The organism is Alloalcanivorax sp. C16-2 (assembly GCF_046507615.1).
In the GTDB taxonomy this organism is placed as follows: Bacteria; Pseudomonadota; Gammaproteobacteria; order Pseudomonadales; family Alcanivoracaceae; genus Alloalcanivorax; species Alloalcanivorax marinus_A.
Genome location: NZ_JBKFTL010000001.1, coordinates 1,718,874 through 1,745,159 on the forward strand (window position 1 = coordinate 1,718,874; position 26,286 = coordinate 1,745,159).

The 26,286-nt window shown below is 65.9% G+C and carries 19 protein-coding genes; 11 read left to right on the plus strand and 8 right to left on the minus strand.

Going from position 1 to position 26,286, the window contains the following annotated elements:
* Positions 1-85: 85 nt before the first annotated feature.
* The 4 genes from ACLD02_RS08085 to ACLD02_RS08100 form a co-directional block, all read right to left on the minus strand.
* Positions 86-1,705, minus strand: coding sequence for an AMP-binding protein (locus tag ACLD02_RS08085; protein ID WP_410298405.1), 1,620 nt, complete (start codon positions 1,703-1,705; stop codon positions 86-88).
* Positions 1,698-3,392, minus strand: coding sequence for an AMP-binding protein (locus tag ACLD02_RS08090; protein WP_203100627.1), 1,695 nt, complete (start codon positions 3,390-3,392; stop codon positions 1,698-1,700). The genes ACLD02_RS08085 and ACLD02_RS08090 overlap by 8 nt, the downstream gene beginning before the upstream one ends.
* An 85-nt stretch (positions 3,393-3,477) precedes the next feature.
* A complete protein-coding gene (locus tag ACLD02_RS08095; RefSeq protein WP_203100629.1) occupies positions 3,478-4,992 on the minus strand; it encodes an aldehyde dehydrogenase family protein in 1,515 nt (504 codons plus the stop codon).
* Between the two features lie 2 nt (positions 4,993-4,994).
* A complete protein-coding gene (locus ACLD02_RS08100) occupies positions 4,995-7,136 on the minus strand; it encodes a PQQ-dependent dehydrogenase, methanol/ethanol family (RefSeq protein WP_203100631.1) in 2,142 nt (713 codons plus the stop codon).
* 221 nt (positions 7,137-7,357) lie between these two features.
* On the opposite strand from ACLD02_RS08100, the gene ACLD02_RS08105 reads away from it, so the two are divergent.
* Positions 7,358-9,235 (plus strand): sigma-54-dependent Fis family transcriptional regulator, encoded by a 1,878-nt coding sequence (locus ACLD02_RS08105; protein ID WP_410298406.1) that lies wholly within the window; start codon positions 7,358-7,360, stop codon positions 9,233-9,235.
* On the opposite strand, the gene ACLD02_RS08110 is transcribed toward ACLD02_RS08105, so the two are convergent.
* From ACLD02_RS08110 to ACLD02_RS08125, 4 genes are all read right to left on the minus strand, one after another.
* Positions 9,223-9,801, minus strand: coding sequence for an acyloxyacyl hydrolase (locus tag ACLD02_RS08110; protein WP_410298407.1), 579 nt, complete (start codon positions 9,799-9,801; stop codon positions 9,223-9,225). The genes ACLD02_RS08105 and ACLD02_RS08110 overlap by 13 nt on opposite strands.
* Before the next feature lie 159 nt (positions 9,802-9,960).
* Positions 9,961-11,445, minus strand: a complete 1,485-nt coding sequence (locus ACLD02_RS08115; protein ID WP_410298408.1) for an efflux transporter outer membrane subunit — start codon at positions 11,443-11,445, stop codon at positions 9,961-9,963.
* Positions 11,442-14,591 carry an efflux RND transporter permease subunit gene (locus ACLD02_RS08120; protein ID WP_410298409.1) on the minus strand — a complete coding sequence of 1,050 codons (3,150 nt, stop codon included), beginning with the start codon at positions 14,589-14,591 and terminating at the stop codon, positions 11,442-11,444. Before ACLD02_RS08120 ends, ACLD02_RS08115 begins: the two co-directional genes overlap by 4 nt.
* Positions 14,592-14,618: 27 nt before the next feature.
* Positions 14,619-15,863 carry an efflux RND transporter periplasmic adaptor subunit gene (locus ACLD02_RS08125; RefSeq protein WP_410298410.1) on the minus strand — a complete coding sequence of 415 codons (1,245 nt, stop codon included), beginning with the start codon at positions 15,861-15,863 and terminating at the stop codon, positions 14,619-14,621.
* 116 nt (positions 15,864-15,979) lie between these two features.
* Between ACLD02_RS08125 and ACLD02_RS08130 the strand changes: the two genes are divergently transcribed.
* The 10 genes from ACLD02_RS08130 to ACLD02_RS08175 all read left to right on the plus strand — a co-directional run bounded on the left by ACLD02_RS08130 (position 15,980) and on the right by ACLD02_RS08175 (position 26,264).
* Positions 15,980-16,648 (plus strand): TetR family transcriptional regulator, encoded by a 669-nt coding sequence (locus ACLD02_RS08130; protein WP_410298411.1) that lies wholly within the window; start codon positions 15,980-15,982, stop codon positions 16,646-16,648.
* A 115-nt stretch (positions 16,649-16,763) separates the two neighbouring features.
* Positions 16,764-17,966, plus strand: coding sequence for an acyl-CoA dehydrogenase family protein (locus ACLD02_RS08135; protein ID WP_203100649.1), 1,203 nt, complete (start codon positions 16,764-16,766; stop codon positions 17,964-17,966).
* Positions 17,967-17,983: 17 nt separating this feature from the next.
* Positions 17,984-18,748, plus strand: coding sequence for an SDR family NAD(P)-dependent oxidoreductase (locus ACLD02_RS08140; protein ID WP_203100651.1), 765 nt, complete (start codon positions 17,984-17,986; stop codon positions 18,746-18,748).
* 88 nt (positions 18,749-18,836) lie between these two features.
* Positions 18,837-19,892: a phosphotransferase family protein gene (locus tag ACLD02_RS08145; RefSeq protein ID WP_410298412.1), complete on the plus strand. Its 1,056-nt coding sequence runs from the start codon at positions 18,837-18,839 to the stop codon at positions 19,890-19,892.
* A 55-nt stretch (positions 19,893-19,947) separates the two neighbouring features.
* Positions 19,948-20,754, plus strand: coding sequence for a 5'/3'-nucleotidase SurE (surE, locus tag ACLD02_RS08150; RefSeq protein WP_203100655.1), 807 nt, complete (start codon positions 19,948-19,950; stop codon positions 20,752-20,754).
* Positions 20,755-21,088: 334 nt separating this feature from the next.
* A complete protein-coding gene (locus ACLD02_RS08155) occupies positions 21,089-22,765 on the plus strand; it encodes a long-chain fatty acid--CoA ligase (RefSeq protein ID WP_203100657.1) in 1,677 nt (558 codons plus the stop codon).
* 125 nt (positions 22,766-22,890) lie between these two features.
* Positions 22,891-23,754: a branched-chain amino acid ABC transporter permease gene (locus tag ACLD02_RS08160; RefSeq protein WP_203100659.1), complete on the plus strand. Its 864-nt coding sequence runs from the start codon at positions 22,891-22,893 to the stop codon at positions 23,752-23,754.
* Between the two features lie 11 nt (positions 23,755-23,765).
* On the plus strand, positions 23,766-24,782 hold the full coding sequence (locus ACLD02_RS08165; protein ID WP_238400804.1) for a branched-chain amino acid ABC transporter permease: 1,017 nt from the start codon (positions 23,766-23,768) through the stop codon (positions 24,780-24,782).
* A gap of 2 nt (positions 24,783-24,784) precedes the next feature.
* Positions 24,785-25,570 (plus strand): ABC transporter ATP-binding protein, encoded by a 786-nt coding sequence (locus ACLD02_RS08170; RefSeq protein ID WP_238400805.1) that lies wholly within the window; start codon positions 24,785-24,787, stop codon positions 25,568-25,570.
* On the plus strand, positions 25,557-26,264 hold the full coding sequence (locus ACLD02_RS08175; protein WP_203100663.1) for an ABC transporter ATP-binding protein: 708 nt from the start codon (positions 25,557-25,559) through the stop codon (positions 26,262-26,264). The genes ACLD02_RS08170 and ACLD02_RS08175 overlap by 14 nt, the downstream gene beginning before the upstream one ends.
* The last annotated feature ends 22 nt before the right edge of the window (positions 26,265-26,286 follow it).

A 26,286-nucleotide genomic window follows, 5' to 3' on the forward strand; every position in this document is an offset into this window, starting at 1 on the left:
CTTGATGTTACCGGGACGCTAGCGATTAACCACCGCCGGCTCAATGCGTTGCGTGCCAAAGTCGCTGATGATTGGTGCCAAAGTATTACCGCTCCGGGGTTGCCTGCCCGCGCAGCAGGAAACGCTGAATCTTGCCGCTGGGCGTTTTCGGCAGGCTGTCCACGAATTCAATCCGGCGCGGATAGGCGTGCGCCGAAAGACGGTGTCGCACCTGCTCCTGCAGTTCCCGGGCCAGCGCCTCGTCGCCGGCGTGGCCGGCGCCGGTGACCACGAACGCCTTGACGATTTCGGTGCGCTCCGGGTCCGGCACGCCCACCACCGCCGCCTCCACCACCGCCGGATGCTCGATCAAGGCGCTCTCCACATCGAACGGGCCGACCCGGTAACCGGAGGTGGTGATGATGTCATCGTCCCGCCCCACGAAGCTGATGGTGCCGTCCTCGTTGCCCTCCACGGTATCGCCGCTGAGATAATAATCGCCCAGAAACGACTTGCCCGGCGCGGATGGATAGCCCTCGAACCAGAACAGCGGCGACTGGCGCCGGTCCACCGCCAGAATGCCGGGCTCACCGGGGGGCAGCTCCCGGCCCTGGTCGTCCACCACCACCACGCGATGGCCGGGCACCGCCATGCCGGCGGCACCTTCGCGGACCGGGTGACTCAGCGCGTGGTGGTTGCACAGCACCATACCCAGCTCGGTCTGGCCGTAGTGGTCGTGGATGGTGACGCCCAGCTCTTCGGCGAACCAGCGGATCACCGCCGGGGTAAGCGGTTCGCCGGCGCTGCTGACGGCGCGCAGCCGGCCACGCAGCGCCGCCACCACCGGCGCGCCGCCCGCCATCATCAGGCGGAAGGCGGTGGGCGAGCCGGCCAGGTTGGTGATCCGGTATTTCTCGATCACCCGGCAGGTGCTCTCGACGCTGAAGCCGCCGCTGTAGAAGGTGGTGGCGTGGCCCAGGGCCAGCGGGCCGGTGATCGCGTAGTACAGGCCGTAGGCCCAGCCCGGGTCGGCCAGGTTCCAGAACCGGTCGTCCTCGCGCAGGCCCACCGCGTCACGCAGGTAGCCCTGGAAGGCGAGCACCGCCTTGAGCGGTACCGGCACCGCCTTGGGCAGGCCGGTGGTGCCGGAGGTGAACATCATCAGAAACGGGGATTGGGCGTCGCGCATCACCGGTGGATGGTGGTCCCGGCTGCCCTCGAGCAGGGCATGGAAGTCGCCATCACCGGCGCGGTCGGCGCCCACCGTGATCACCGCCGCGTCGGTGGAGACCTCGTCGAGTTTGTCCCGATTGTCGCGGTCGGTGACGATGACGCGGGTGTCGGCGGCATGCACCCGGTGCTCGATGGCCTTGGGCCCGAAGGCGGTGAACAGGGGCTGATAGACCGCGCCCAGGCGCCAGGTGGCGAGCACCGTGATCAGCAATTCCACCCGCCGGGGCAGCAGCCCCGCCACGCGGTCGCCGGCGCCCACGCCCCGTTCCGCGAGCACCGTGGCGAAGCGCCCGGCGGCGTCGCTCAGTTGCTCGAAGGTGTACTGCTCGCCCTGGCCATCCTCGCTTTCCTGATACAGCGCCACCCGGTGGTGGCCCAGGTGGCGGTCGCAGCATTCCACGCAGGCGTTCAGGGCCTCCAGGGACCCGTTCAGGTCGCGCTCGACGGCTTGCCGCAAATCGAACTGACGGGCGGCGCTCTGATAATCACGCATGGCCATGCTCCTTCAGATTCCGTTCGCTGATTTCACGCATGCGGAATTTCTGGATCTTGCCGGTGACGGTCATCGGGAAATCGTCCACCAGACGGAACCAGCGCGGCACCTTGAAGTGGGCAATGCGGTCCTGGCAGAACGCGCGCAGCACGGCGCCGTCCACCTCGGCGCCGGGGCGTGCCTTGACCCAGGCGACGATCTCCTCGCCGTAGCGCTCGTCGGCCACGCCGATCACCTGCACTTCCTCCACCGCTTCGTGGGTGTAGAGGAATTCCTCGATTTCCCTCGGGTAGACGTTCTCGCCACCACGGATGATCAGGTCCTTGGCGCGGCCGACGATGCGCACGTAACCCTGCTCGTCCATCTGCGCCAGGTCGCCGGTGTGCATCCAGCCCTGTCCGTCGATGGCCTCGGCGGTGCCCTGCGGATTGTTCCAGTAGCCGAGCATCACTGAATAGCCCCGGGTGCACAGCTCGCCGATCTCGCCGCGCCCGACGGTGGCGCCGTGTTCGTCGACAAGCTTGGTTTCCAGGTGCGGCTGGGTGCGGCCCACGGTGCTGACGCGGCGCTCCAGTTCATCGTCGGCGCCGGTTTGCAGGGACACCGGGCTGGTCTCGGTCATGCCGTAGGCGATCTGCACCTCGCTCATGTGCATCTCGTCGATCACCTTGCGCATTACCTCCACCGGGCAGGTGGCGCCGGCCATGATGCCGGTGCGCAGGCTGGACAGGTCCACTTCCTGGCGCACCGGGCTGGCCAGCTCGGCGATGAACATGGTGGGCACGCCATACAGGGCGGTGGCTTTTTCCTCGGCCACCGCGCGCAGCGTGGTTTCCGGGTCGAAGCCGGCGTCCGGGTAGATCATGGTGGTGCCGTGGGTGACGCAGGCCAGGTTGCCCATCACCATGCCAAAGCAGTGGTACAGGGGCACCGGGATCACCAGCCGGTCCCGTTCGTTGAGGCCCAGGCTCTCACCCACCAGGTGGCCGTTGTTGAGGATGTTGCGGTGGCTCAGGGTGGCGCCCTTGGGAAAACCGGTGGTGCCGGAGGTGTACTGAATATTGATCGGGTCGTTGGCGTCGAGTCCGCCTTGCCGCTGGCGCAGGGTCTGTTCGGACACCCGCGCGCCGTGGTCGGCGAGCTGGCGCCAGGGCAGGAAGCCCGCCGGCGGCTGGTCCGCCAGGCTGATCACGCCGCGCAGTTCCGGCGCGCCCGGGTCGTCGAGCCGGCCCGGTTCGGTGCCGGCCAGGGACGGCACCAGATCGAGCACCATGCGATGGTAATCGGAGGTCTTGAAGGTGTCCGCGCAGATCAGCCATTGGCAGCCGGACTGATTGAGCGCGTAGCGCAGGTCCTCCAGCCGGTAGGCCGGGTTGATGTTGACCAGAATGGCGCCGATCTTGGCGGTGGCGAACTGGGCGATGCACCACTCGGCGCAATTCGGCGACCAGATGCCGACCCGGTCGCCGGCGGTCAGGCCCAGCGCCATCAGGGCGCGCGCATGGCGCTCCACCTCGGCGCCCAGCTCGGCCCAGCTATAGCGCAGACCCTGGTGGCGCACCACCAGGGCTTCGCGGTCGCCATGGCGGCTCACGGTGGCGTCGAAGGCATCGCCAATCGGAATCTCGAACAGTGGCCCGGGTTCCGGGCCCTTGGTGTAGGAGGGCTGGCTGTTAGAGGGGGGCATACTTCCTCCACGTCATTGTTATCGGAATGTTCGTGGTGCGAAACGCCGGCGGCCGGGGCCGCCGGCAAGCGGGTGGGACGAATAACTACAATGCCATTACCACGGATTTTGTTTCCAGATAGGCATTCAGAGAATCGCGACCCATGTCACGGCCGAAGCCGGACATCTTGTAGCCGCCGAAGGGCATGGTCGGGTCCAGCATGTTGTGGCAGTTGACCCAGACGCTGCCGGCCTTGAGGCGGGGAATCAGACGGTGCACCCGGGACAGGTCGTTGGACCAGACGCTGGCGGCGAGCCCGTAGGCGCTGTCGTTGGCGCGCCGGGCCACTTCCTCGATGTCATCATAGGGCAGCGCCACCACCACCGGCCCGAAGATCTCCTCGCGGGCCACGCGCAGGGCGTCGTCGGTGCCGGCGAACACGGTGGGGCGCACGAAATAGCCCCGCTCCGGCGCGGCGCCGCCCCGTGTCATCACCTCGGCGCCTTGTTCACGACCGGAATCGATATAGCCGAGCACCCGCTCCATCTGCTCCCGGGAAACCAGCGGGCCCATCTGATGGTCCGGGTTCAGCCCGTGGCCCAGGGTGATCTCGTCGGCCAGCCGGGCCAGCCCCTCCACCACCTGATCGTAGCGGCTCTTGTGCACATAGAGCCGCGACCCGGCGGAACACACCTGGCCGTGGTTGAAGAAGATCGCCTGGGCGGCGCCTTGGGCGGCCTGCTCCGGGTCGTAGTCGTCGAGCACGATCATCGGTGACTTGCCGCCCAGCTCCAGGGTGACGCGGGCCATGTTGTCCATGGCGGCGCGGCCGATCATCTGGCCCACTTCGGTGGAGCCGGTAAAGCTGATCTTGTTGATGCCCGGGTGGCGGGTCAGCGGCGCGCCGGTGCCCGGGCCGTCGCCGGTGATCACGTTGACGACGCCGGCGGGGAAGCCGGCCTCCTGAATCAACTGCCCCAGATACAGAGCGGACAGCGGCGTCTGCTCGGCGGGCTTGAGCACCACGGTGCAGCCGGCGGCCAGGGCCGGGGCCAGTTTCCAGGCGGCCATCAGCAGCGGGAAATTCCACGGCACGATGGCCGCCACCACGCCCACCGGCTCACGGCGGGTAAAGGCGGAGAACTCCGCCTCCGGCGCCGCCATCAGCGCCGACACTTCATGGGTGCCGCCTTCGATCTTGGTGGCCCAGCCGGCCATGTAGCGGAAGAAGGCGATGGCCAGGGTGACGTCCACCGCTTCCGCGATCTGCGCCGACTTGCCGTTGTCCACCGAGTCCAGTTGCGCCAGCACCCGGGCGTCGCGCTCCATCAGATCGGCGAGTTTGAGCAGCAGCCGCTCGCGGCCGGCGGGCCGGGCCCGTGCCCAGGGGCCGTCTTCCAGCGCCGCGCGGGCTGCCGCGACGGCGTCGTCCACGTCCGCCTCGCCGGCGGCGGGCACGCTGCCCAGGGATTGCTCATCCGCCGGATTGATGACGTCCAGGCGGCCGCCATCGCGGGCGTCGCGCCAATCGGTGCCAATCAGCATGCGCTGCTGGCCCTGTTCCAGGAAGCGGCGGGTACGTTCGTCGAGCAGTTGGGTTGAATCGTTGTTCAGGCTCATGGTCATTTTCCTTTTTGTTGTTGCTGTTGCGCGCGGACGGCGTCGGCGGTGCCTTGGATGAAGGCCTTGAGTTTTTCCACGTCTTTCTTGTCGAGACGGCCAGTGAAATCCGGCATGCCCCGGGACATGAACGGGCCGGCGAACACGAACTTGTCCAGATCGCTGATCACGGCCTTGTCGGAGTAGCCCAGGTTGGGCAGGTTGCCGCCCGGGTCCACGGCGGGCACGCCATGGCAGAACACGCAGTTGCTGACGAACAGGGCGGTGCCTTCCGGCACCAGGTCCGGGTCATAGGACACGCCCTGGAGCAGGGTCTTGTCCGCCGCCCCGGGCCGTTGTCGGGCCTTGGCCTTGCCTTTCAGGGCGAAGGTGTAAACGGTGCCCGGGTTGGCGCGGTTGGGGGTCGCTCTCTGGCTTTGCCCGTAGACGCCGCCCCAGCCGGCGGCGATGGAGACGTACTGGACATCGCCGATGCGGTAGGTGACCGGCGCGGCGATCACGCCGGTGGCCAGCGGCGTCTGCCACAGCAGGTCGCCATCCTTGGCGTTGAGCGCCAGGAAACGACCGTCGGCGGTGCCCTCGAACACCAGGTCGCCGCCGGTGCTCAGGGTGCCGCCGTTCCAGGGCGACGGGTGTTCGTGGCGCCAGGCTTCCTTTTGCTTCACCGGGTCCCAGGCCACCAGACGGCCAAAGGGTTGGCTGGTGGGCGGCACGCTGTTGATCCTGGAGGCGGTGTTCCAGCCCACGCCGCTCATCGGCTGGCCGGGTTTGTTGCTGCCGTAGCCGTCCCAATCCGGGTCCACCGCCAGATTCAAGGGCACGTTCTGGGCCGGGAAGTAGGCCAGCCCGGTGTTCGGGTTGAACGACATGGAGTGCCAGTTATGCCCGCCAAAGGGGCCGGGGATGATGTCGAACGCCTTGTCGGTGCGGCGTACCTCCGGCACCACCTTGGGCCGTCCGTTTTCGTCGTAGCCGGTGGCCCAGTTCACATCGACGTAGTTCTCCGCCGAGATGAACTCGCCGTTGGTGCGGTCGACCACGAAGAAGAAGCCGTTCTTGGGGGCGTGCAGGATCACCTTGCGCGGTTTGCCGTCGATCTTCAGGTCGGCCAGGATCATGTCCTGGGTGGAGGTGTAGTCCCAGCTGTCCCCCGGGGTTTCCTGGTAGTGCCAGACGTATTCGCCGGTGTCCGGATTGAGCGCCACGATGGATGCCACGTAGAGGTTATCGCCCCCCGCCGGGCTGCGTTTGGACCAGGCCCAGGGCGAGCCGTTGCCGGTGCCGATGTACATCAGGTTGAGCTCCGGATCGAACGCCATGCTGTTCCACACCGTGCCGCCGCCGCCGGTTTCCCAGTATTTGCCGCTGGGGTCCCAGGTCTTGGCCGCCCGTTCCATGGCTTTGTTCTCGAACGGCTTGGACGGGTCGCCGGGCACCGTGAACCAGCGCCAGGCCTGTTCGCCGGTGTCCGCGTCGTAGGCGGTGATGTAGCCGCGCACGCCCAGCTCGGCGCCACCGTTACCGATGATCACCTTGCCGTTGAACACCCGGGGCGCGCCGGTGATGGTATAGGCATGGTCGTGGTCGATGATGGTGTCGCGGTGCCACAGCGGTTTGCCGGTGGCGGCGTCGAGAGCGATCAGACGGCCGTCCAGGGTGGCGATATAGACCTTGCCCCGGTATACGGCGACGCCCCGGTTGACCACGTCGCAACAGGCGGATTCGGCGGTTTCCGGCGGTACTTCCGGGTCGAACGACCAGAGCGCGGCGCCGGTATCGGCGTCCAGCGCGTGCACCACGCTCCAGGACGCGGTCACGTACATGACGCCGTCCACCACGATGGGCGTGGATTCAATGCCGCGCTGGCTGTTCAGGTCGTAGGTCCAGGCCAGGCGTAGCTGGTCCACGTTGTCGGTGTCGATCTGATCCAGCGGGTTGAAGCGGGTTTCCTGGTAGTCGAAGCCATGGGCCGGCCAGTCCTGGCCGCTGTCCCGGTTGGCGATGATGTGGCCGGCATCCACCGGGGCGACGGTCTCCTGGTCCGCCTTGTCGGCGTGGGCGCCGCCGGCCAGCAACAGCGAGGCGCTGATCAGGGCCGCCGACAGGCGAGCGCCAAGGCCCGGTGCGAGGGTGTGATTCGTCATGATGTTGTCCTTATTAGAGGGGTTGACGTCGGTTGTGCCTTCGCAGGGGCCGTGCCATACTTTGGAAAACCCGGAAAAAAGATACAAAAACGTTTAAAAACAAAGGGTTATGGCTTTATCAGGGAGAGCCCGGGGCGTACTGGCAAGACCGCCTGTCTCGTATTGAGACAGGTGCGCCCCGGTCGGCTGTATAACAACAAGACACTTTGTCGGAGACGAAGATGCCCGCGACCGGTTTGCAAATGGACCGCCACTTGCTGGAAGCCCGGCGGTTGTTCGAGGAAGGCAGGGAAGTGCCGCCGGGCTGGGTGCGCGGCGAAGTGATCCGCTCCTGGCAACGCTCCCGGGAATACGGCCTGGCCCCCGGTGACCGCCGCCTTTTTTCTCCGGTTTCCCGCCAGGCGTTGCGCCGTCTGCATGAATACCGCGAACAGCTCCTGCACTACGTGGAGCCGGAAATGGAGCGGCTGTTCAAGGCATTGCGCGGCACCGACTGGGTGCTCGCCTGTCTGGAGGCCGAAGGCTGGGTGGTGCGTTCGATGAGCGGAGACCGGGCTTGCCCGGACCTGGGCCGGGCGTTACGCGCCGGCGGTAACCTGGATGAGACGGTGGCCGGCACCACCGGGCCTGGTTGCGCGCTCACCGAGCGCCGCCCCAGCGTGGTGACCGGCGGCGAGCATTTCCTGGAAGAGGCGGGCGGCTTCATCTGCGCCGCCGTGCCGCTGTTCGCGCCGGACGGCGAACTGGCCGGCGTGCTGAATGCCTCGCGGCGTCACGACGGGCGCGCCATGGGCGTGCTTGAGCCGCTGGCGCTGGCGGCCCGGGAGGTGGAGAACCGCATGGTGGAAAACCTGGCCGGGGACCTGCGTCTGGCGATCCATTACCGTTCCGAACTGACCGATTCCCCGGTGCGTGGCCTGATTCATTTCGACCGCGACGGACGCCTGCTGGGCGCCAATCCGGTGGCGCGCCAGTTGCTGGATCTGGCGCGGCTGGAAGGGGAGGGCCGGCCGGTTACCCTGGAGCGGCTTTGGGGGCGGGCGGTGCCGTCCCTGCGGCGCGCCGGCGGCGAGCCGGTGGCGTTGGCCTGCCAGGACGGCGGGCGGCTTTATGTTCGCGTGGAAAGCGCCTCCCGGTCGATGGTGGCCACGCCCCGCCGTGACGTCGGCGAGGCGGCTTCCGGGCCGCTCTATGAACGCGCTTTGAAAGCCTTTCGCGGCGGCGTGCCGGTGCTGATCAATGGAGAAACCGGCACCGGCAAGGACCGGCTGGCGCGCTGGCTCCACCAACGGGGCGGCGCGGGCCAGGGGCCGTTCGTGGCGGTGAATTGCGCCTCCATTCCGGAGGGGCTGATCGAATCCGAATTGTTCGGCTACGAGGAGGGGGCCTTTACCGGTGCCCGCCGTGGCGGCATGGCCGGCAAGTTCGAACAGGCCGACGGCGGCACCCTGTTTCTCGATGAAATCGGCGACATGCCGCTGACGCTGCAGGCCCGCCTGTTGCGGGTGCTCCAGGACCGGGAGGTGACCCGTCTCGGCGGCGGTCGGGTGCGCCCGGTGTCGTTCTCTCTACTGTGCGCAACCCTGCAGCCCCTGGACCGGGCCATCGCCGAGGGTCGTTTTCGCGAGGACCTGTTTTACCGCATCAACGGCCTGCGGGTGGCGTTGCCGGCGCTGCGCGAGCGCGCCGACCTGGCGGCGCTGATGGACTCGCTGCTTGAGGAGGTGTCGCCCTCGACGCCGGTGCCCCGGCTGTCGCCGGCGGCGCGGCGGACGCTGATGGCCCATTCCTGGCCTGGCAACATCCGCGAACTGCAACAGGCATTGAGACTGGGCGCGGTGCTGGCGGAGGATGGCTGGATCGAGCTGGAGCATCTGCCCGCCGCCCTGCAGGAGAAGGCCGGCGAGCCGGAGACCGAGCCTCCGGCGGGCACCCTGGACGGGCAGACCCGGCAGGCGATGCTGGCGGCGTTAAGGGCCCACGGCGGCAACGTCTCCGCCGCCGCCCGTGGCCTGGGCATCGGGCGCGCCACCTTTTACCGCAAGATGCGGCGCTTCGGGCTGAACCGACAGGCCGGGCAGGAGTTTCAGAACCGGTAGGCGAGGGTCAGCGACGCCAGATTCATGCCCGGGTTGGGTTTGTACAGCCGTGAATTGGAAGTGTGCTGGCCGCGAAAGCCCACCGCCAGTCGGGGCGTTAACTGGAACACCAGGCCGCCGTGGCTGGTGAACTGGATATTGCCGCCCATATCGTCATCGTCGATGTGCGGGTGGCTCATGTAGGAAGGCTGCACGCCGAACAGAAAGTAGAGCCGGTCGCTGGGCCAGTTGACCCGCGCCACCGGGCCGAAAATATAGACCTCGGTCCGGTTGTCGCGACCGTTGCCATCTTCCCCTTCCCAGCGTTCCACGGACAGATCCCAGTAGGCCTGGACGAGATCGCCGGGCAGCCAGGATTCCACCGCGTGGGTTTGCAGCCAGGGTGATGGCCAGCTCACGAACAGGCTTTGGTAATCCAGCCCCTCGCCGCCGCCAACGCGGGCCCCGGCCTCGACGCCGGGTTCGGCGGCGCCGGCCTGGCCGCACAGCGCCTGGGCGGTCACCAGCGTGCCGCCGGCAATGGCCCTCACGGCGCGGCGTCCCAGGCCACGTAATCCGTTCTTCATGGTGTGTCTTCCCGAGCAATAAAAGCGCAACAGGCGCGGTTTATACTCCAAACGGAGTGGTGTTTCCCGACAATGGGGAAAACGCGAAAAAGATCAGCGTAAATGTCCAAGCATGGGAGACGGAGCCGGTCGCCGGCGGGGCCGGCGACCGTGACGGGATCAGCCTTGGGGCGTGCTCCCGGTGTCCTTCGTGGCACCGGCCGCGGCGCCGGCCTGGGCGGCGCCGATCAGCGTGGCGCGGTCCGCCGCGCCGCCGCCGCCGAGGGCCCGGTACAGCGTGATGCGGTTGGCCAGCTTATCGAGCGTCACCGACACCCGCTGCTGGCGGGCGGTGAGCAACTCGCGGCGCGCGTCCAGCACCGCCAGATAATCGTCGGCGCCCTCCCGGTAACGCGCCTCGGCCAGAACCAGGGAACGCTCGGTGGCGTCCACCAGGGCGGTTTGCGCGCGTTCCTCATCGGCCAGGGAATCCCGGGCCGCCAGGGCGTCCGCCACTTCCTGGAAGGCGGTCTGGATGGCCTGCTCGTAGCGGGCCACGTTCTGGTCACGGCGCACCTCGGCCAGGTCCAGGTTGGCCCGGTTGCGGCCACCGCTGAAGATCGGCAGCGAAATGCTGGGTGAAAACGCCCACGCCTTGGAGCCGCTTTCGAACAGCCCGGACAGCTCGGCGCTGGCGGTGCCGGCGGAAGCGGTCAGGCTGATGCTCGGGAAGAACGCCGCCCGCGCCGCGCCGATGTTGGCGTTGGCGGCACGCAGAGCATGCTCGGCGCGCTGGATGTCCGGGCGCTGGCGCAAAACCGAGGAGGGCAGCGCGGCGGGTACTTCCGGCAGCGTGGCCACCGCCGGGTTATCCAGGTCCTCGCCGGGCAGCGACGGCAGCGGCGCGCCCACCAGCACCGCCAGGGCGTTGCGGTCGGCGGCCACCCGGCGCTGGTAGCGGGCCTGGTTGGCGCGGGCGGTTTCCAGGGCCACCTGGGCCTGGCGCAGGTCCAGTTCCGAACCCAGGCCGAGATCGAAGCGGCCTTGCACCAGATCCACGGATTCGCGCTGGGCGCTCAGGGTTTCCTCGCTGATGCGCAGGTTTTCGCGGTCCGCCATCAGTGTCAGGTAGGCGTTGGCCACCTCGGACACCAGGGTGATGCGGGCGCTGTGGCGCGCTTCCTCGGTGGCCAGGTAGGACTCCAGCGCCGATTGCTTGAGGCTGCGGATACGCCCGAACAGATCCAGCTCGTAGGCGGCGATGCCCACGTTGACGCCATACTGGCTCTGCACCGTGCTCTCGCCGCTGCTGCTCAGATCGGCGGGTACCCGCTGGCGGGTGCCGTCGCCGTTGACGCTGACGCCGGGCAGCAGGTCCGCGCCTTCGATGCGGTACTGGGCGCGGGCCTCGGCCACGTCCAGCATCGCCAGCCGCAGGTCCCGGTTGTTGCTCAGAGCGGTGTCGATCAGTTGCTGCAGGTGCGGGTCGGTGAACAGTGCCCGCCAGCCGGGCAGCATCACCGAGCCGGTGGCGGCGACGCCGTCCTCGCCCAGGGTGGCCGGCACCGGCGAGGCCGGTTGCCGGTAGTCCGGGGCCAGGGTGCAGCCGCCCAGGGTCAGGGCGGCCAGCAGGGGCAGGGCGCAGGGTCGATTCAGAACGCTCATGGCCGTGCCTCCCGATCCTCAAGGGCGGTGCCGCCGTCCTTCTTGCCGGTCAGCGGCACGCCGGAGATGCGGCGCACCAGGGCATAGAACAGCGGGATGAAGAAGATCGCCAGCACGGTGGCCGCCACCACGCCGCCGAACACCCCGGTACCGATGGCGTTGCGGGCGCCGGAGCCGGCGCCGGTGCTCAGCATCAGCGGTGTCACGCCGAGGCCGAACGCCAGGGAGGTCATCAGGATCGGACGCAACCGCATGCGCGTGGCTTCCAGGGTGGCCTTGAGCAGTGAGTAGCCCTCGTCCTCCAGGTCCTTGGCGAATTCGGCGATCAGAATGGCGTTCTTCGCCGACAACCCCACCGTGGTGAGCAGGCCGACCTGGAAGAACACGTCGTTGTTCAGGCCACGCAGCATGGCCGCCAGCACGGCGCCGATCACACCCAGGGGCACGATCAGCATCACCGCGAACGGAATCGACCAGCTCTCGTACAGCGCCGCCAGGCACAGGAACACCACCAGCAGCGACAGAGCATACAGAGCGGGCGCCTGGGCGCCGGCCTGCTGTTCCTGGAACGACAGGCCGGTCCATTCGAAACCGAAGCCCTGGGGCAGGTCCTGGGCGAGCCGTTCCATGGTGGCCATGGCTTCACCGGTGCTGACGCCGGCGGCGGCGTCGCCCTGGATGTTCATCGACGACACGCCGTTATAGCGCTGCAGTTGCTGCGGGCCATAGGTCCATTCGCCCTCGGAGAAGGTGCTGAAGGGCACCATCTCGCCGGCGCCGTTGCGTACGTACCAGTCGTTGATGTCCTCGGGCAGCATGCGGAAGGGCGCGTCGCCCTGCACGTACACCCGCTTGACCCGGCCCCGGTCGATGAAGTCGTTGACGTAGCTGGAGCCCCAGGCCACCGACAGGGTGTTGTTGATGTCGTCCAGGGACACGCCCATGGCCTGCGCCTTCTGGCGATCCACGTTGAGATCGTAGGTGGGCGCGTCGGGCAGACCGTTGTAGCGCACCTGGGTCAGCGTGCCGGCCTGGTTGGCGGCGCCCAGCAACTGGTCGCGGGCCTGTACCAGGGCGTCATGGCCCTGGCCGCCGCGATCCTGCAACTGGAAGTTGAAGCCGCCGGAGGTGCCCAGCGCCGGGATCGCCGGCGGATTCAGGGCGAAGATGATGGCCTCGCGGATTTGCGAGAAATAGCCCATGGAACGGCCAATGACCTGGCGCACGCCGTTGGTGCTCAGGTCCCGTTCTTCCCAGTCCTTGAGCCGCACGAAGGCGATGCCCGAGTTCTGGCCGCGACCGGCGAAACTGAAACCACCCACCGTGAAGATGGACGTTACCGCCTCTTCCTTGTTGAGGTAGTAGTCCTCCATCTTGCCGAGCACATCCATGGTCTGGCCCAGGGTGGAGCCCACCGGCAATTGCACCTGGCTGAGCAGGATGCCCTGGTCTTCCTCGGGCAGGAAGGCACTGGGCAGGCGGGTGAAGGTAAAGCCCAGCACCGCCACGATGGCCACGTAGATCAGCAGGTAGCGGCCGCGATGGCCGATCATCTTCTCGACCCGGCTCTGGTAGCCGTGGCTGGCGCGGTTGAAGTTGCGGTTGAACCAGCCAAAGAAACCTTTCTTCTCGTTGTGCTGGGCGGAGGAAGGCTTGAGCATGGTGGCGCACAGCGCCGGGGTGAGGATCAAGGCCACCAGCACCGACAGGGTCATCGCCGACACGATGGTGATCGAGAACTGACGGTAGATGGCGCCGGTGGAGCCGGGGAAGAACGCCATCGGCACGAACACCGCCGACAGCACCAGGGCGATGCCGACCAGGGCGCCGGTGATCTGATCCATGGATTTGCGGGTGGCTTCCAGGGGGCCGAGCCCGTCTTCCTCCATCACCCGTTCCACGTTTTCCACCACCACGATGGCGTCGTCCACCAGCAGACCGATGGCCAGCACCATGCCGAACATGGTCAGGGTGTTGACCGTGAAGCCGAACGAGAACAGCACCGCGAAGGTGCCCAGCAACACCACCGGCACGGCGATGGTGGGGATCAGGGTGGCGCGGAAGTTCTGCAGGAACAGGAACATCACCAGGAACACCAGGGCGATGCCCTCGAACAGGGTTTTCACCACCTCCAGGATGGAGATCTTCACGAACGGCGTGGTGTCGTAGGGGTAGGAGATCTCCATGCCCTCGGGGAAGAACTCGCTCAACTCATCCAGGCGAGCGCGCACCCGGTCGGCGGTGTCCAGGGCGTTGGCGCCGGAGGCCAGGTTGATGCCGATGCCGGAGGCCGGCATGCCGTTGAAGCGGGCGTCGAAGTTGTAGTTCTCCGAACCGAGCTTGATCTCCGCCACGTCGCGCAGGCGTACCCGGGAGCCATCGTTGTCCACGCGCAGCAGGATCTCGCCGAATTCCTCCGGCGTTTCCAGCAGGGTTTGCACGATGATCGAGGCGGTGAGCTGCTGGTTTTCCACCGCCGGCTGGCCACCCAGCTGACCGCCGGTGACCTGGTTGTTCTGCACCGTGATCGCCTGGATCACGTCGGTGGGGGTCAGGTCGTACTGGTTGAGCTTGTTCGGGTCCAGCCACACGCGCATGGCGTACTGGGCACCGAACAACTGGGTGGTGCCCACCCCCTGCACGCGGCTGAGCGGGTCCTGGACGTTGGCGCCCAGGTAATCCGACAGGTCGGTACGGCTCATGCTGCCGTTGCTGGACGTGGCGGCCAGCACCATCAGGAAGGAGTCGGACGACTTGCTGACCTGCACCCCCTGCTGCTGCACCACCTGGGGCAGGCGCGGCGTGGCCAGCTGCAGTTTGTTCTGCACCTGCACCTGGGCGATGTCCGGATCGGTGCCGGCGGCGAACGTCAACGCGATCTGCGCGGTGCCGGTGGAATCACTGGTGGAGTCGATGTAGAGCAGGTTGTCGATGCCGTTCATCTGCTGCTCGATGACCTGGGTCACCGAGTCCTCCACCGCCTCGGCGGAGGCGCCGGGGTAGGTGGCGCGGATCGAGACTTCCGGCGGCGCCACGGTGGGGTATTGCTCCACCGGCAGGTTATAGATCGACAGTGCCCCGGCGAGCATCATGACGATGGCGATCACCCAGGCGAAGATGGGTCGGTCAATAAAGAATCTGGCCATGATTGTCCCTGTTGCGTGGGCGTTCGTTTACCGCGCGTCTTGCGCCTGGGCGTCGTCTGTCTGGTCGGTCTTGGGCGCCGATGTGCCATCGGCGCTGTCTTCCGGTGTCACCGTGATGGTGTCGGAATCCGACGTGTCCTGTTTCAGCTCCACCGGTTTCACCGGAGCGCCGGGGCGAATTTTCTGCAGGCCCTCGACAATCAGCCGGTCGCCGGCCTGAAGGCCGTCGCTGATCAGCCAGCGGTTGCCCACCGTCCGTTCGGTGGTTACCCGCCGCTGCTCGACCTTGTCGTCCTGGCCGATCACCAGGGCGGTGGCGTTGCCGTTGGGGTCCCGGGTGACGCCTTTCTGCGGCACCAGGATGGCGTCCTCGCGCTCGCCCTGGGGCAGCCGCGCGCGCACGAACATGCCGGGCAGCAGGTCGTTATCCGGGTTGGGGAACAGGGCGCGCAGGGTCACGGAGCCGGTGCTTTCCTCCACCGCGAATTCGGAGAACTGCAGGGTGCCGGCCTCGCCGTATTCGCTGCCGTCTTCCAGCAGCAGGGTGACGCGGGCCTTGTCCTCGCCCACCTGCTGCAGGCGGCCGGCCTGCAAGGCCGCGCGCAGGCGCCGCAGCTCCTGGTTGGACTGGGTCAGATCCACGTAGATCGGATCAAGCTGGCGGATGGTGGCCAGCGCCTGGGTCTGGTTGGCGGTGACCAGGGCGCCGGGGGTCACCACGGAGCGACCGATGCGGCCGTCGATGGGGGCCTTGATGGTGGTGTAATCCAGGTTGATGCGGGCGGTTTGCAGCGCCGCCCGGGCGGCGTCCACCTGGGCCTGGGTCTCGCCCAGGGCGGCCTGGGCCTCGTCGTACTCCTGCTGGCTCACCGCCTTCATCTTCAGGAGCTTGTCGAAACGCTCGGCGCGCAGACGGGTGGACTTCAGGGTCGCCTCGGCGCTGGCCACGTTGGCCCGGGCGCTGGCCACGTCGGCCTTATAGAGGCTGTCGTCGAGCTGATAGAGCGGCTGGCCGGCTTTCACCAGCTCGCCACCTTCGAACAGCCGCTTCTCGACGATGCCGGTGACCTGGGGGCGCACCTCGGCGATCTGGTAGGGGCTGGTGCGGCCCGGCAGCTCATTGATCAGCGTGAAGTTCTGGGACCGCACGGTGATGAAGCCGGCCTCCGGCGGAGCGCCGGCCTGCTGTTGCTGCTCGCCATTACCGCCGCAGGCGGCCAGGGCCAGGCTGAAAAGAACAATAAAGGGGAAGAACACCGAACCTGTGCGCATGGAAACCTCGGTTCTTTGATTCGTATCAAGCCAGGGAAGCTCGGAAGTATACATACATCCAAGAACGTATGTATAGTAGGGAAAAGTGAAACTATCGTGGAACCCAGGACCGGACCATGGCCCGACGCACCAAAGAGGAAGCCCAGGAGACCCGCGAGCAGATCATCGATGCCGCGGAGTTGGTTTTCCATCGTAAGGGCGTGGCGCGCAGCTCCCTGAACGACATCGCCCAGCAGGCGGGAGTGACGCGCGGCGCGATCTACTGGCATTTCAAGAACAAGCAGGATGTGTTCGCCGCCATGCTTGAGCGCCACCGGCTGCCCACCGAGGCGCTCTCCCAGCGGGCCGAGGACCCCAGCGAGTCCGACCCTCTGGGGCGTTTTCGTGATCTGCTCATCAGTGTCCTCCAACGTACCGTGCGTGACCCGGGTCATCGCAGGGTATTCGAGATCCTGTTCTATAAATGTGAATTCACCGACCAGACCGACCCATTGATGCAGCGGGTCCGGGAAAGCTTCCTGGACGGTGGCGACAAGGTGCGGCGCACCCTGCTCAACGCCGTCGAGCGTGGTCAACTGCCCGCCACCCTGAACCTGGACCGGGCCGTCACCCAGTTGCACGTGCAAATGACGGGCCTGCTTTACACCTGGTTGCTGCTGCCCGGTTCCTTCGACCTGGACCGCGAGGCCGCCGACTTCGTCGACAGCTACATCGCCACCCTTCGTTACTGCCCCACCATCGCCGGAGAGGGCGCCCACACGCCGCCTGGCGGCCTCGATCCGTAAACCTGAAACACCATTTCGATTTATTTGACGGAACCGATCCTCCATGCCACATTGCCGGACCTACCGATAAGTATGTCCGCCGTTAGCGGGCGCATAACAATGCGAGGAGAGCGCCATGCTGCCCCTTTCCGAACGGGCCCAGGGCCTGTACGACCAATTGGTCGATTTCATGGACCAGCACGTCTATCCCAATGAAACGGTGTACGCCGAGCAGCACGCCGCCAGCGAGGATCGCTGGACGCCGCCGCCGATCCTCAAGGAACTCAAACAGAAGGCCAGGGCCGCCGGCCTGTGGAACCTGTTCCTGCCGGAAAGCGACCTGGGTGCCGGGCTCAGCAACTACGATTACGCCCACCTGTGCGAGGTGATGGGGCGCGTTGCCTTCGCTCCCCAGGTATTCAACTGCGCCGCGCCGGATACCGGCAACATGGAAGTGCTGGCCCGCTATGGCAGCCCGGAACAGCAGGAACAATGGCTCAAGCCCCTGCTGGCCGGCGAGATCCGCTCCTGCTTCTCGATGACCGAACCGGCGGTGGCTTCTTCCGACGCCACCAACATCTGCACCGAGATCAAACGGGACGGCGACGACTACGTGATCAATGGCCGCAAATGGTGGTCTTCCGGCGCCATGTCCAGCGACTGCAAGATCGCCATCGTGATGGGCAAGACCGACCCGAACGCGCCGCGCCATCAGCAACAGTCCCAGATTCTGGTGCCTCTGGATACCCCCGGGGTCCGGATCGAACGCGCTTTGCATGTGTTCGGCTATGACCACGCCCCCAAGGGGCACGCGGAAATCGTCTATGACAATGTGCGCGTGCCGGCGTCCAACCTGATTCTTGGCGAAGGCCGTGGCTTCGAGATCGCCCAGGGCCGCCTGGGACCGGGCCGCATCCATCACTGCATGCGCACCATCGGCCTGGCCGAGCGCGCCCTGGAAGCCATGTGTCAGCGGGTCGAGGCCCGCGAGGCCTTCGGTCGCAAGCTGTCGCAGTTCGATTCCATTCGCAAGGACATCGCCCGTTCGCGCCTGGAGATTGAACAGGCGCGCCTGATGACCCTCAAGGCGGCGCACATGATGGACACCGTGGGCAACAAGGTGGCCCGTCAGGAAATCGCCATGATCAAGGTGATCGCACCGGAAATGGCCCTCAAGGTGGTGGACCGCGCCATTCAGGTGCACGGTGCCCTGGGCGTGTGCCAGGACACCTTCCTGGCGTCCGCCTGGGCCAACCTGCGCACCCTGCGCCTGGCCGACGGCCCGGACGAGGTACACCTGGACACCATCGCCAAGCTGGAGCTGGGTCGGTATCGGTAAAACCAAGGAGAACAACAATGAGCAAACTCTTCGATCTGACCGGCCAGGTGGCCCTGATCACCGGCTCCACCCGGGGCATCGGCAAGGCCATCGCCGAGGAAATGGCCCGCGCCGGCGCCAAGGTGGTGATTTCCAGTCGCAAGCCGGAGCCCTGCCACGAAGTGTGCGAGGCGATCAAAGCGGAAGGCGGCGAGGCCATCGCCGTGCCCTGCAACGTGGGCAAGAAAGACGACCTGATGAACCTGGTCGACGAAACCCTGGCCGCCTTTGGCAAAATCGATATTCTGGTGTGCAACGCCGCCACCAATCCGGTCTACGGTCCCACCGCCGAGCTTACCGACGAGGCCTGGGACAAGATCATGGACACCAACGTCAAGGGCACCTTCTGGCTGTGTAACCGGGTGCTGCCGGAGATGGACAAGAACGGCGGCGGCAAGGTGGTGATCATTTCCAGCATCGCCGGCCTGCGCGGTAATACCGTGATCGGTACCTATGGTGTGTCCAAGGCCGCCGAGGCGGCCCTGGCCCGCAACCTGGCGGTGGAGTGGGGGCCGCGCAACATCCGTGTCAACGCCATCGCCCCGGGGCTGGTGCGCACCGACTTCGCCAAGGCACTCACCGAGGACCCGGAGCGCCGCAAGCGCGCCGAGGAGCGTACCCCGGTACGCCGTATCGGCGAGCCGGTGGACATCGCCGGCGTGACGCTGTTCCTGGCCAGCGACGCCAGTGCCTATGTCACCGGTCAGACCATTGTCGCCGACGGCGGCGAGACCATCTGTTAACACGGCTGCAAGCTTCAAGCCGCAAGCTGGAGGTGGCGGCCTGATGGGCCGGAGGCTTGCGGTTTGAAGCCGATTTGAGGGTTTCATTATGGAAGGTCAACCGGAAATCGTGCCGGTGCTGGAGGCGCACCGTCTCGACGAGGGCCGCCTGGCGGACTACCTGGCCGGCCAGGATCTGCTCGATGGCCCGCTGAAGGTGCGCCAGTTCCAGGGTGGGCAATCCAACCCCACCTATTTGCTGGAAAGTGGCGCGCGCCGCTATGTGCTGCGCAAGAAGCCGCCCGGCAAGGTGTTGCCCTCGGCGCACCAGGTGGATCGCGAGTACCGGGTCATGAAGGCCCTCGGCGAGCATGGCCAGGTGCCGGTGCCGACCATGCGCGTACTGTGCGAGGACGAGACGGTACTCGGTACCAGCTTTTACGTAATGGACTTCGTGCCCGGCCGGGTCTACAGCCAACCGCAACTGGAAAGCCTTGACAAAGCCGACCGCGCCCGTCTCTACCACGACAAGATCGACACCCTGGCGCGGCTCCACCGGGTCGACTACCAGGCCGCCGGGCTGGGTGATTTCGGCAAGCCCCAGGGCTACGTGACCCGGCAGGTGAAACGCTGGAGCGCCCAGTACGAGGCCTCCAAAACCGACGACCTGCCGGCCATGGATAACCTCATGGCCTGGCTGGCGGACCATATCCCCGACGACGACAGCGCCGCCATCGCCCATGGCGATTTCCGGCTCGGCAATTTGCTGGTGGATAATCACGAGCCCCGGGTGGTGGCGGTCCTGGACTGGGAACTGGCCACCATCGGCCACCCGCTGGCGGACCTGGCCTATTGCTGTCTGCCGTACCATATGCCCCATGGCGTCAACGGCGTGCGTGGCCTGGATGGGCTTGATCTAGCCGCCCGCGGCATCCCCGACGAGCGTACCCTGCTGGAACGCTACTGCGAGGGCGCCGGCCGTGATGGCATCAGCGACTGGCCGGTGTTCCTGGCGTTCGCCCTGTTCCGCTCGGCGGCGATTCTGCAGGGCGTTTATGCCCGCGCCCTGCAAGGTAACGCCAGCGATCGAAACGCTCTGGAAGTGGGCAAACGCGCCGGGCTGATCGCCGAGCGGGGCTGGCAGATCGCGCGGACCCATAAATAAGAGTTGTAGGAGCGGCGGTTCCGCCGCTCCTACCATGATGTTCAAGAGGTCGGTAATGAAAATGTTCCGCAAGATTCTGGTCACCAACGATGACGGTATCGACGCCCCGGGCCTGGTGGTGGCCGAAGCGGTGGCCGCCGAGCTCGCCGAGGAGGTGTGGACGGTGGCGCCGGAACACGACCAGAGCGGCGTGGGGCAGGGCATCTCCCTGCATTCGCCGTTGCGCGTATACCATCATGGCGAACGCCGCTTCGCGGTATCCGGCACACCGGCGGACTGCGTCATGTTCGCCATGGCCGAGTGGTTCGCCGAGGACGCGCCGGATCTGGTGTTGTCCGGGGTCAATTGCGGCGCCAACCTGAGCGACTCGGTGATGTACTCGGGCACCGTGGGCGCGGTGCTGGCGGCGGCCCACCTGGGCCTGCCGGGCATTGCCCTGAGCCAGGCCTTCGTGGGCGACCGCGAGGCCATCAATTACGAGCCCACCGCACGCCATTCGGCGCCGCTGATTCGTCAGCTTTGGGAAACCGGCGCCGACCGGGACGGCTACCAGCGGGCCTGCTGGAATCTTAATTTTCCGGACCAGCCGGTGGCGGAGCTGCGCGGTTGCCGCTTCACCCGCCAGGTGAGTGGCGGCATCGCCGGGCCGCGCCTGGTGCATGGCACCGACGGCCGCGGCCTGTCCTACCACTGGCTGGCGTTCGAGCGCCGGCCTGGCTCCATCGAGCATCCGCGGTCCGACGTGGTCGCCCTGCGCGACGGCTATGTTTCGGTGATGCCGCTGCAACCGACCCGTTGCGACGACGTGTTCGCCGAACAATGCTGGAATCAGGATGAGGCGCCGCGTCTTGATCGTGGATGAACTCGTTCCCGTAAGGACTGGGCGGCTGTGATCGCGGCTGAAGCCGCTCCTGCAAGGTCTTGTCCGGCGGTGTGAATCGCTCCTGTCGGGAGGGGGCTGTAGGAGCGGCTTCAGCCGCGATACGGCGTTTCGGAGTGCCGTTTCGTTTTTGGAACGTTATTCCGAAATAGTATTGACGGCCCTGGGGCGGCGTGTCAGATTGACCGCCAGATTCACTCCGGAGACCGCCCCCGGGTGCCCCGAGCGGGCGCTTGGGTGTGCTATTTCCTGTATCTAACAAAAACGGCGTGGCCCGATCCGCGCCGCAAACAGCATCACAAGGGAGAGTACAGGCATGTTCGATCGGCATTTCGCCGTCTGGCCGGACGGGGCCCCGCACCATCTGACCCTGCCGGAAACCAGCCTCTATACCAACCTGGAGATTTCCGCGCTGCGCTACCCCGACGAGAACGCCGTTGTCTATTACGACAAGGCCATCTCCTATCGGGAACTCAAGGAGCAGGTGGACGCGCTGGCCGGACAGCTCGAGCATCTCGGCGTGGAAAAAGGCGACCGGGTACTGCTTTTCATGCAGAACGCGCCGCAATTCATCATCGGCTATTACGCCATCCTGCGCGCCAATGCCATCGTGGTGCCGATCAACCCGATGAACCGCAGCGCCGAACTGGAGCATTACCTGGAAGATACCCAGGCCGCCGTATGCCTGTGCGGCCAGGAAGTGCTGCCCCAGATCCAGCCGCTGATCGGCCATGAGCGTCTGCGCCACGTGATCGTGGCTGCCTACGGCGACTATGCCGCCGCCGACACCGACCTGGACCTGCCCGCGGAAGTGAAGGCGCCGGCGCAACCGGTGCGCGGCGAAGGCCTGATCGGCTGGGCGGATGCCCTGGCCGCCGGTCACCGCCCCGGTGAACTGCTGGTGGGCCCGGATGATCTCGCCGTGTTCCCGTACAGCTCCGGCACCACCGGCGCGCCCAAGGGGTGCATGCACACCCACCGTTCGGTGATGGCCACCTGCGTGCACGGCGCCGCCTGGCGTCCCGGCGGCGGTCGTGAAGGCGTGGTGCTGGCGACCCTGCCGTACTTCCATGTCACCGGCATGCAGGGCGCCATGAACAGCCCCATTTTCCTGGGCGGCTGCATCGTGCTGATGACCCGCTGGGACCGCCGCGTGGCGGCGAAGCTGATCGAGCGTTACCAGGTCACCAGCTGGACCAACATCGTCACCATGGCGATCGATCTGCTTTCCGATCCGGAGGTGGAGACCTTCAACCTGTCCAGCCTGCAGAACATTGGCGGTGGCGGCGCGGCCATGCCGGAGGCGGTCTCGGACAAACTGTTCAATCTCACCGGTCTGCGCTATATGGAAGGCTACGGCCTGTCCGAAACCATCGCCGCCACCCACATCAACCCGCCGGAGCACCCCAAGAAGCAGTGCCTGGGCATTCCCGTGTTCGACACCGATTCGCGCATCATCAACGAGGATACCGGCGAAGAGCTGGGCGTGGGCGAGGTGGGCGAGATCGTGTCCCGTGGCCCGCAAGTGTTCCAGGGCTACTGGAACCGTCCGGAAGAAACCAAGAAGGCCTTCATTGAACTGGATGGCCAACGTTTCTTCCGCACCGGCGACATGGGCTACTACGACGAAGAGGGCTATTTCTTCATCGTCGACCGGGTCAAGCGCATGATCAATGCATCCGGATTTAAAGTCTGGCCCGCCGAGGTCGAAAGTCTTATGTATCGACATCCGGCGATCCAGGAGAGCTGTGTGATCTCCGCCCCCCACGAACGGCGCGGTGAAACCGTCAAGGCGTGCGTGGTGCTGGCCAAGGATCAGAAGGGCAAGGTCAGCGAGAACGACATCATCGAGTGGTGCAAGGAGCAGATGGCCGCCTACAAGGTGCCGCAAATCGTCGAATTCCGTGACGAGCTGCCCCGTTCACCCACCGGTAAGCTGATGTGGCGCGCGCTTCAGGAAGAGGAGTGGGCCCGCGCCAAGAAACAAGCCTGAGCAAGACAGTACACAACAGAACAACACAAAAACCGAAGCCGTCTCGACAGCGCGGGCCCGTTCAATGGTGGGACCTTGGGGCACCGCGCGAGGCGGTTTCATAACCATAACGAGGAGTTCAAGCCTTGGACGCGTTTCTGCAGCAAGCGCTGAATGGCCTGACGCTGGGCAGCATCTACGGGCTGGTGGCCCTGGGGCTGACCCTGGTGTACGGCATTTTGCACGTTCCCAACTTCGCCCACGGCGCGCTCTACATGGTGGGCGCCTACATCAGTTACTTCATCATGGTCGAGCACGGCCTCAACTACTGGGTCGCCATGCTTGGCGCCGGCCTGGTGGTGGCGCTGCTGTCGGTGCTGTGCGAGCGGCTGGTGTTTCATCCACTGCGCCATGCGCCACCGATCCATGACAAGATCGCCGCCATCGGTATTCTGTTGTTTCTCGAGGCATTGGTGCAGATGCACTGGGGCGCCGACTTCCGGCGCATGCCCACTCCCTATACCGAAATCTTCCACTTCGGCTCCCTGACCCTGCCGGCCCAGCGTCTGCTGATCATCGTCGGCGCCTTCAGCCTGATGGGCGCGCTGCATCTGTATCTGAAGAAGACCATGACCGGTTCCACCATCATCGCCATGGCGCAGAACCGCGAAGGCGCTTTCCTGGTGGGTATCGACGCCAACCGGGTGGCGATGATGACCTTCGCCATCGCCGGTTTCCTGGCGGCGGTGGGCGCCACCCTGTTCGCGCCGATCAACCTGGTCTACCCGGCCATGGGGCACCTGGTGATCATGAAAGCGTTCGTGATCATCATCCTGGGCGGCATGGGCAGTATCCCCGGCGCCATCGTCGGCGGCTTGATCATCGGCTTCGCCGAAGCCCTGGGTGGCTACTACCTGTCCGGCACCTACAAGGATCTGATCGCCTTCGTGCTGCTGGTGGCGATCCTGTCGATCAAACCCACCGGCCTGTTCACCAAGGGGGTGCGCTAATGGACCGCGTCATGAACTTCCTCGCCAGCCCGGCCATGAAGGTGGTGCTGCTGGTGGCGGCGATCCTGTTCCCCTGGGTGGCCGCCAGCGAATACCAGATCTACGTGATGGCGCTGGCCTTCGTCTGGGCCATCGCCGTCTACGGCCTTAACATCATCACCGGTTACTGCGGCCAGCTGAACCTGGCCCACGGTGGTTTCTTCGCCATCGGTGCCTACGCCGTGGGGTTGCTCACCGTGGATTACGGCTGGGCGTTCTGGCCGGCGTTCATCGCCGCCGGCGTGCTCGGCGCTTTCTTCGGTTTCCTGGTGGGCGTGGTGTCCCTGCGCCTCAAGGAACATTACTTCGCCATCTTTACCCTGTGCGTGGGCTTCATCATCTATCTGTTGATCGAAAAATGGGAAGAGCTCACCCACGGTACCCTGGGCGTGATCAGCATCGCGCCGCCGGAAGGCTTCGGGCTGGTGGACTTCACCGAGACCATCCCGTTCTACTACCTGGTGCTGTTCTTCCTGGTGCTGGCGATCTGGCTGATCAGCCGCATCTCCCGCTCCCTGGTGGGCCGCACTTTCCTGGCTATTCGTATCAGCGACGATCTGGCCCAGTCCCTGGGTATCAACCTGATGCGCAACAAGGTCCTGGCGTTCGTGCTGTCCACCACCTACGCCGGCCTGGCCGGGGCGCTGCTCGCCGGCGTGGTGCGCTTCATCGGCCCCGACCTGGCGGAAATCACCCACACCTTCGACGTCATCACCTACCTGCTGGTGGGCGGCATCGGCACCCTGATGGGGCCGCTGGTGGGCACCCTGCTGATCACCTGGATCACCCAGGCGGTGCAGTCGTTCGAGGAATACCGCATGATCGTGTTCGGCCCGCTGCTGGTGGTGCTGGTGATCTTCATGCCCAAGGGCATCGTCGGCACCTTCCTGACCTGGCGTGGTCGCCGGCTGGCGAGCAAGGCGCCAGCCCGGCGCGCCGAGTCCCGGGTCGGTGATTCCAGTGACGGCAACCAGGGGGAGGCCGGCTGATCATGGCGGATAACAAAACAATGCTGAGCATCAAGAACCTCACCAAGCGCTTTGGCGGGCTGGCGGCGGTCAATGACGTGAGCGTCGATTTCCAGGCCGGCCAGATCAATGCCATCATCGGCCCCAACGGCGCCGGCAAGACCACCTTCTTCAACCTGGTGGCCGGCGCCATGCCCCCCAGCGAAGGCAGCATCGAATTCCAGGGCATCGATGTCACCGGCATGTCGCCGGACCGCATCGCCCGGCTGGGCATCGCCCGCACCTTCCAGACCACCATGCTGTTCGATCAGTCCACGGTGCTGGACAACCTGATCGTCGGCCATCGCCTGCGTACCCAGTCGCGGCTGTGGGATGTGATCATCAATTCCAAGCGTCTGCGCGACGAGGAGAAGAAGTGCCGCGCCCGCGCCGAGGAAGTGCTCGACTTCGTCGGCCTCTCGCATCTGGGGCACCGCTACATCGTCGACATCAGCCAGGAAGAGCGCAAACGGGTGGCCTTTGCCCTGGCCATGGCCACCGACCCGGAACTGGTGCTGCTGGACGAACCGGCCGGCGGCATCAACCCGGAGGAAACCGAGAACCTGGCCGGTCTGATCCGCAAGATGGTCGATCACGGCATCACCGTGTGCCTGATCGAACACAAGATGGACATGATCATGAGCCTGGCGGACAAGATCATGGTGCTCGACCATGGCGAGAAGATCGCCGAAGGCACGCCGGAACAAATCAAGAACGATCCGGTGGTGATCGAAGCTTATCTGGGGAGTGACGAAGATGTTGAAGCTTGAGAACGTCGACGCCAAATACGACGGCTTCAAGGCCCTGGATGGCGTGTCCATGAACGTGGAACAGGGTGAGTTGGTGGTCTTGCTGGGCGCCAACGGCGCCGGCAAGACCACCCTGTTCAATACCATCAGCGGGCTGCTCAAGCCCAGCGCCGGTCGCGTCAGCCTCAACGGCCAGGACGTGACCGGTCGTAAACCCTCGGCGCTGGTCCAGGCCGGCGTGGTACAGTGCCCGGAAGGCCGCAAGCTGTTCCCGGAGATGTCGGTGATGAAGAACCTGATGCTCGGCGCCTACGTGCACCGGCGCGACAGGGCCGGCATGAAAAAAACCCTGGGTCACGTTCTTGAAATGTTCCCCATTTTGAACGACAAAAAGGATGACGCCGCCGGCTCACTGAGTGGCGGCCAGCAGCAGATGGTGGCCATCGGTCGTGCTCTCATGGGACGCCCCAAGCTGCTGATGCTCGACGAACCTTCCCTGGGGCTGGCGCCGCTGGTGGTCAAGCAGGTGTTCAGCGCCGTGCAGGCGATCAACCAGGAAGGCACCACCGTGTTGCTGGCGGAGCAAAACGCCTTCGCGGCACTGAAAATCGCCACCCGGGCCTACGTGATCGAAAACGGTCGCCTGGTGATGGAGGGTGATCGCGAGACCATGCTCGGCAACGAAGCGGTCCGCAAGGCCTACATCGGGGCCTGACACGCATCAACGCGACACGCAC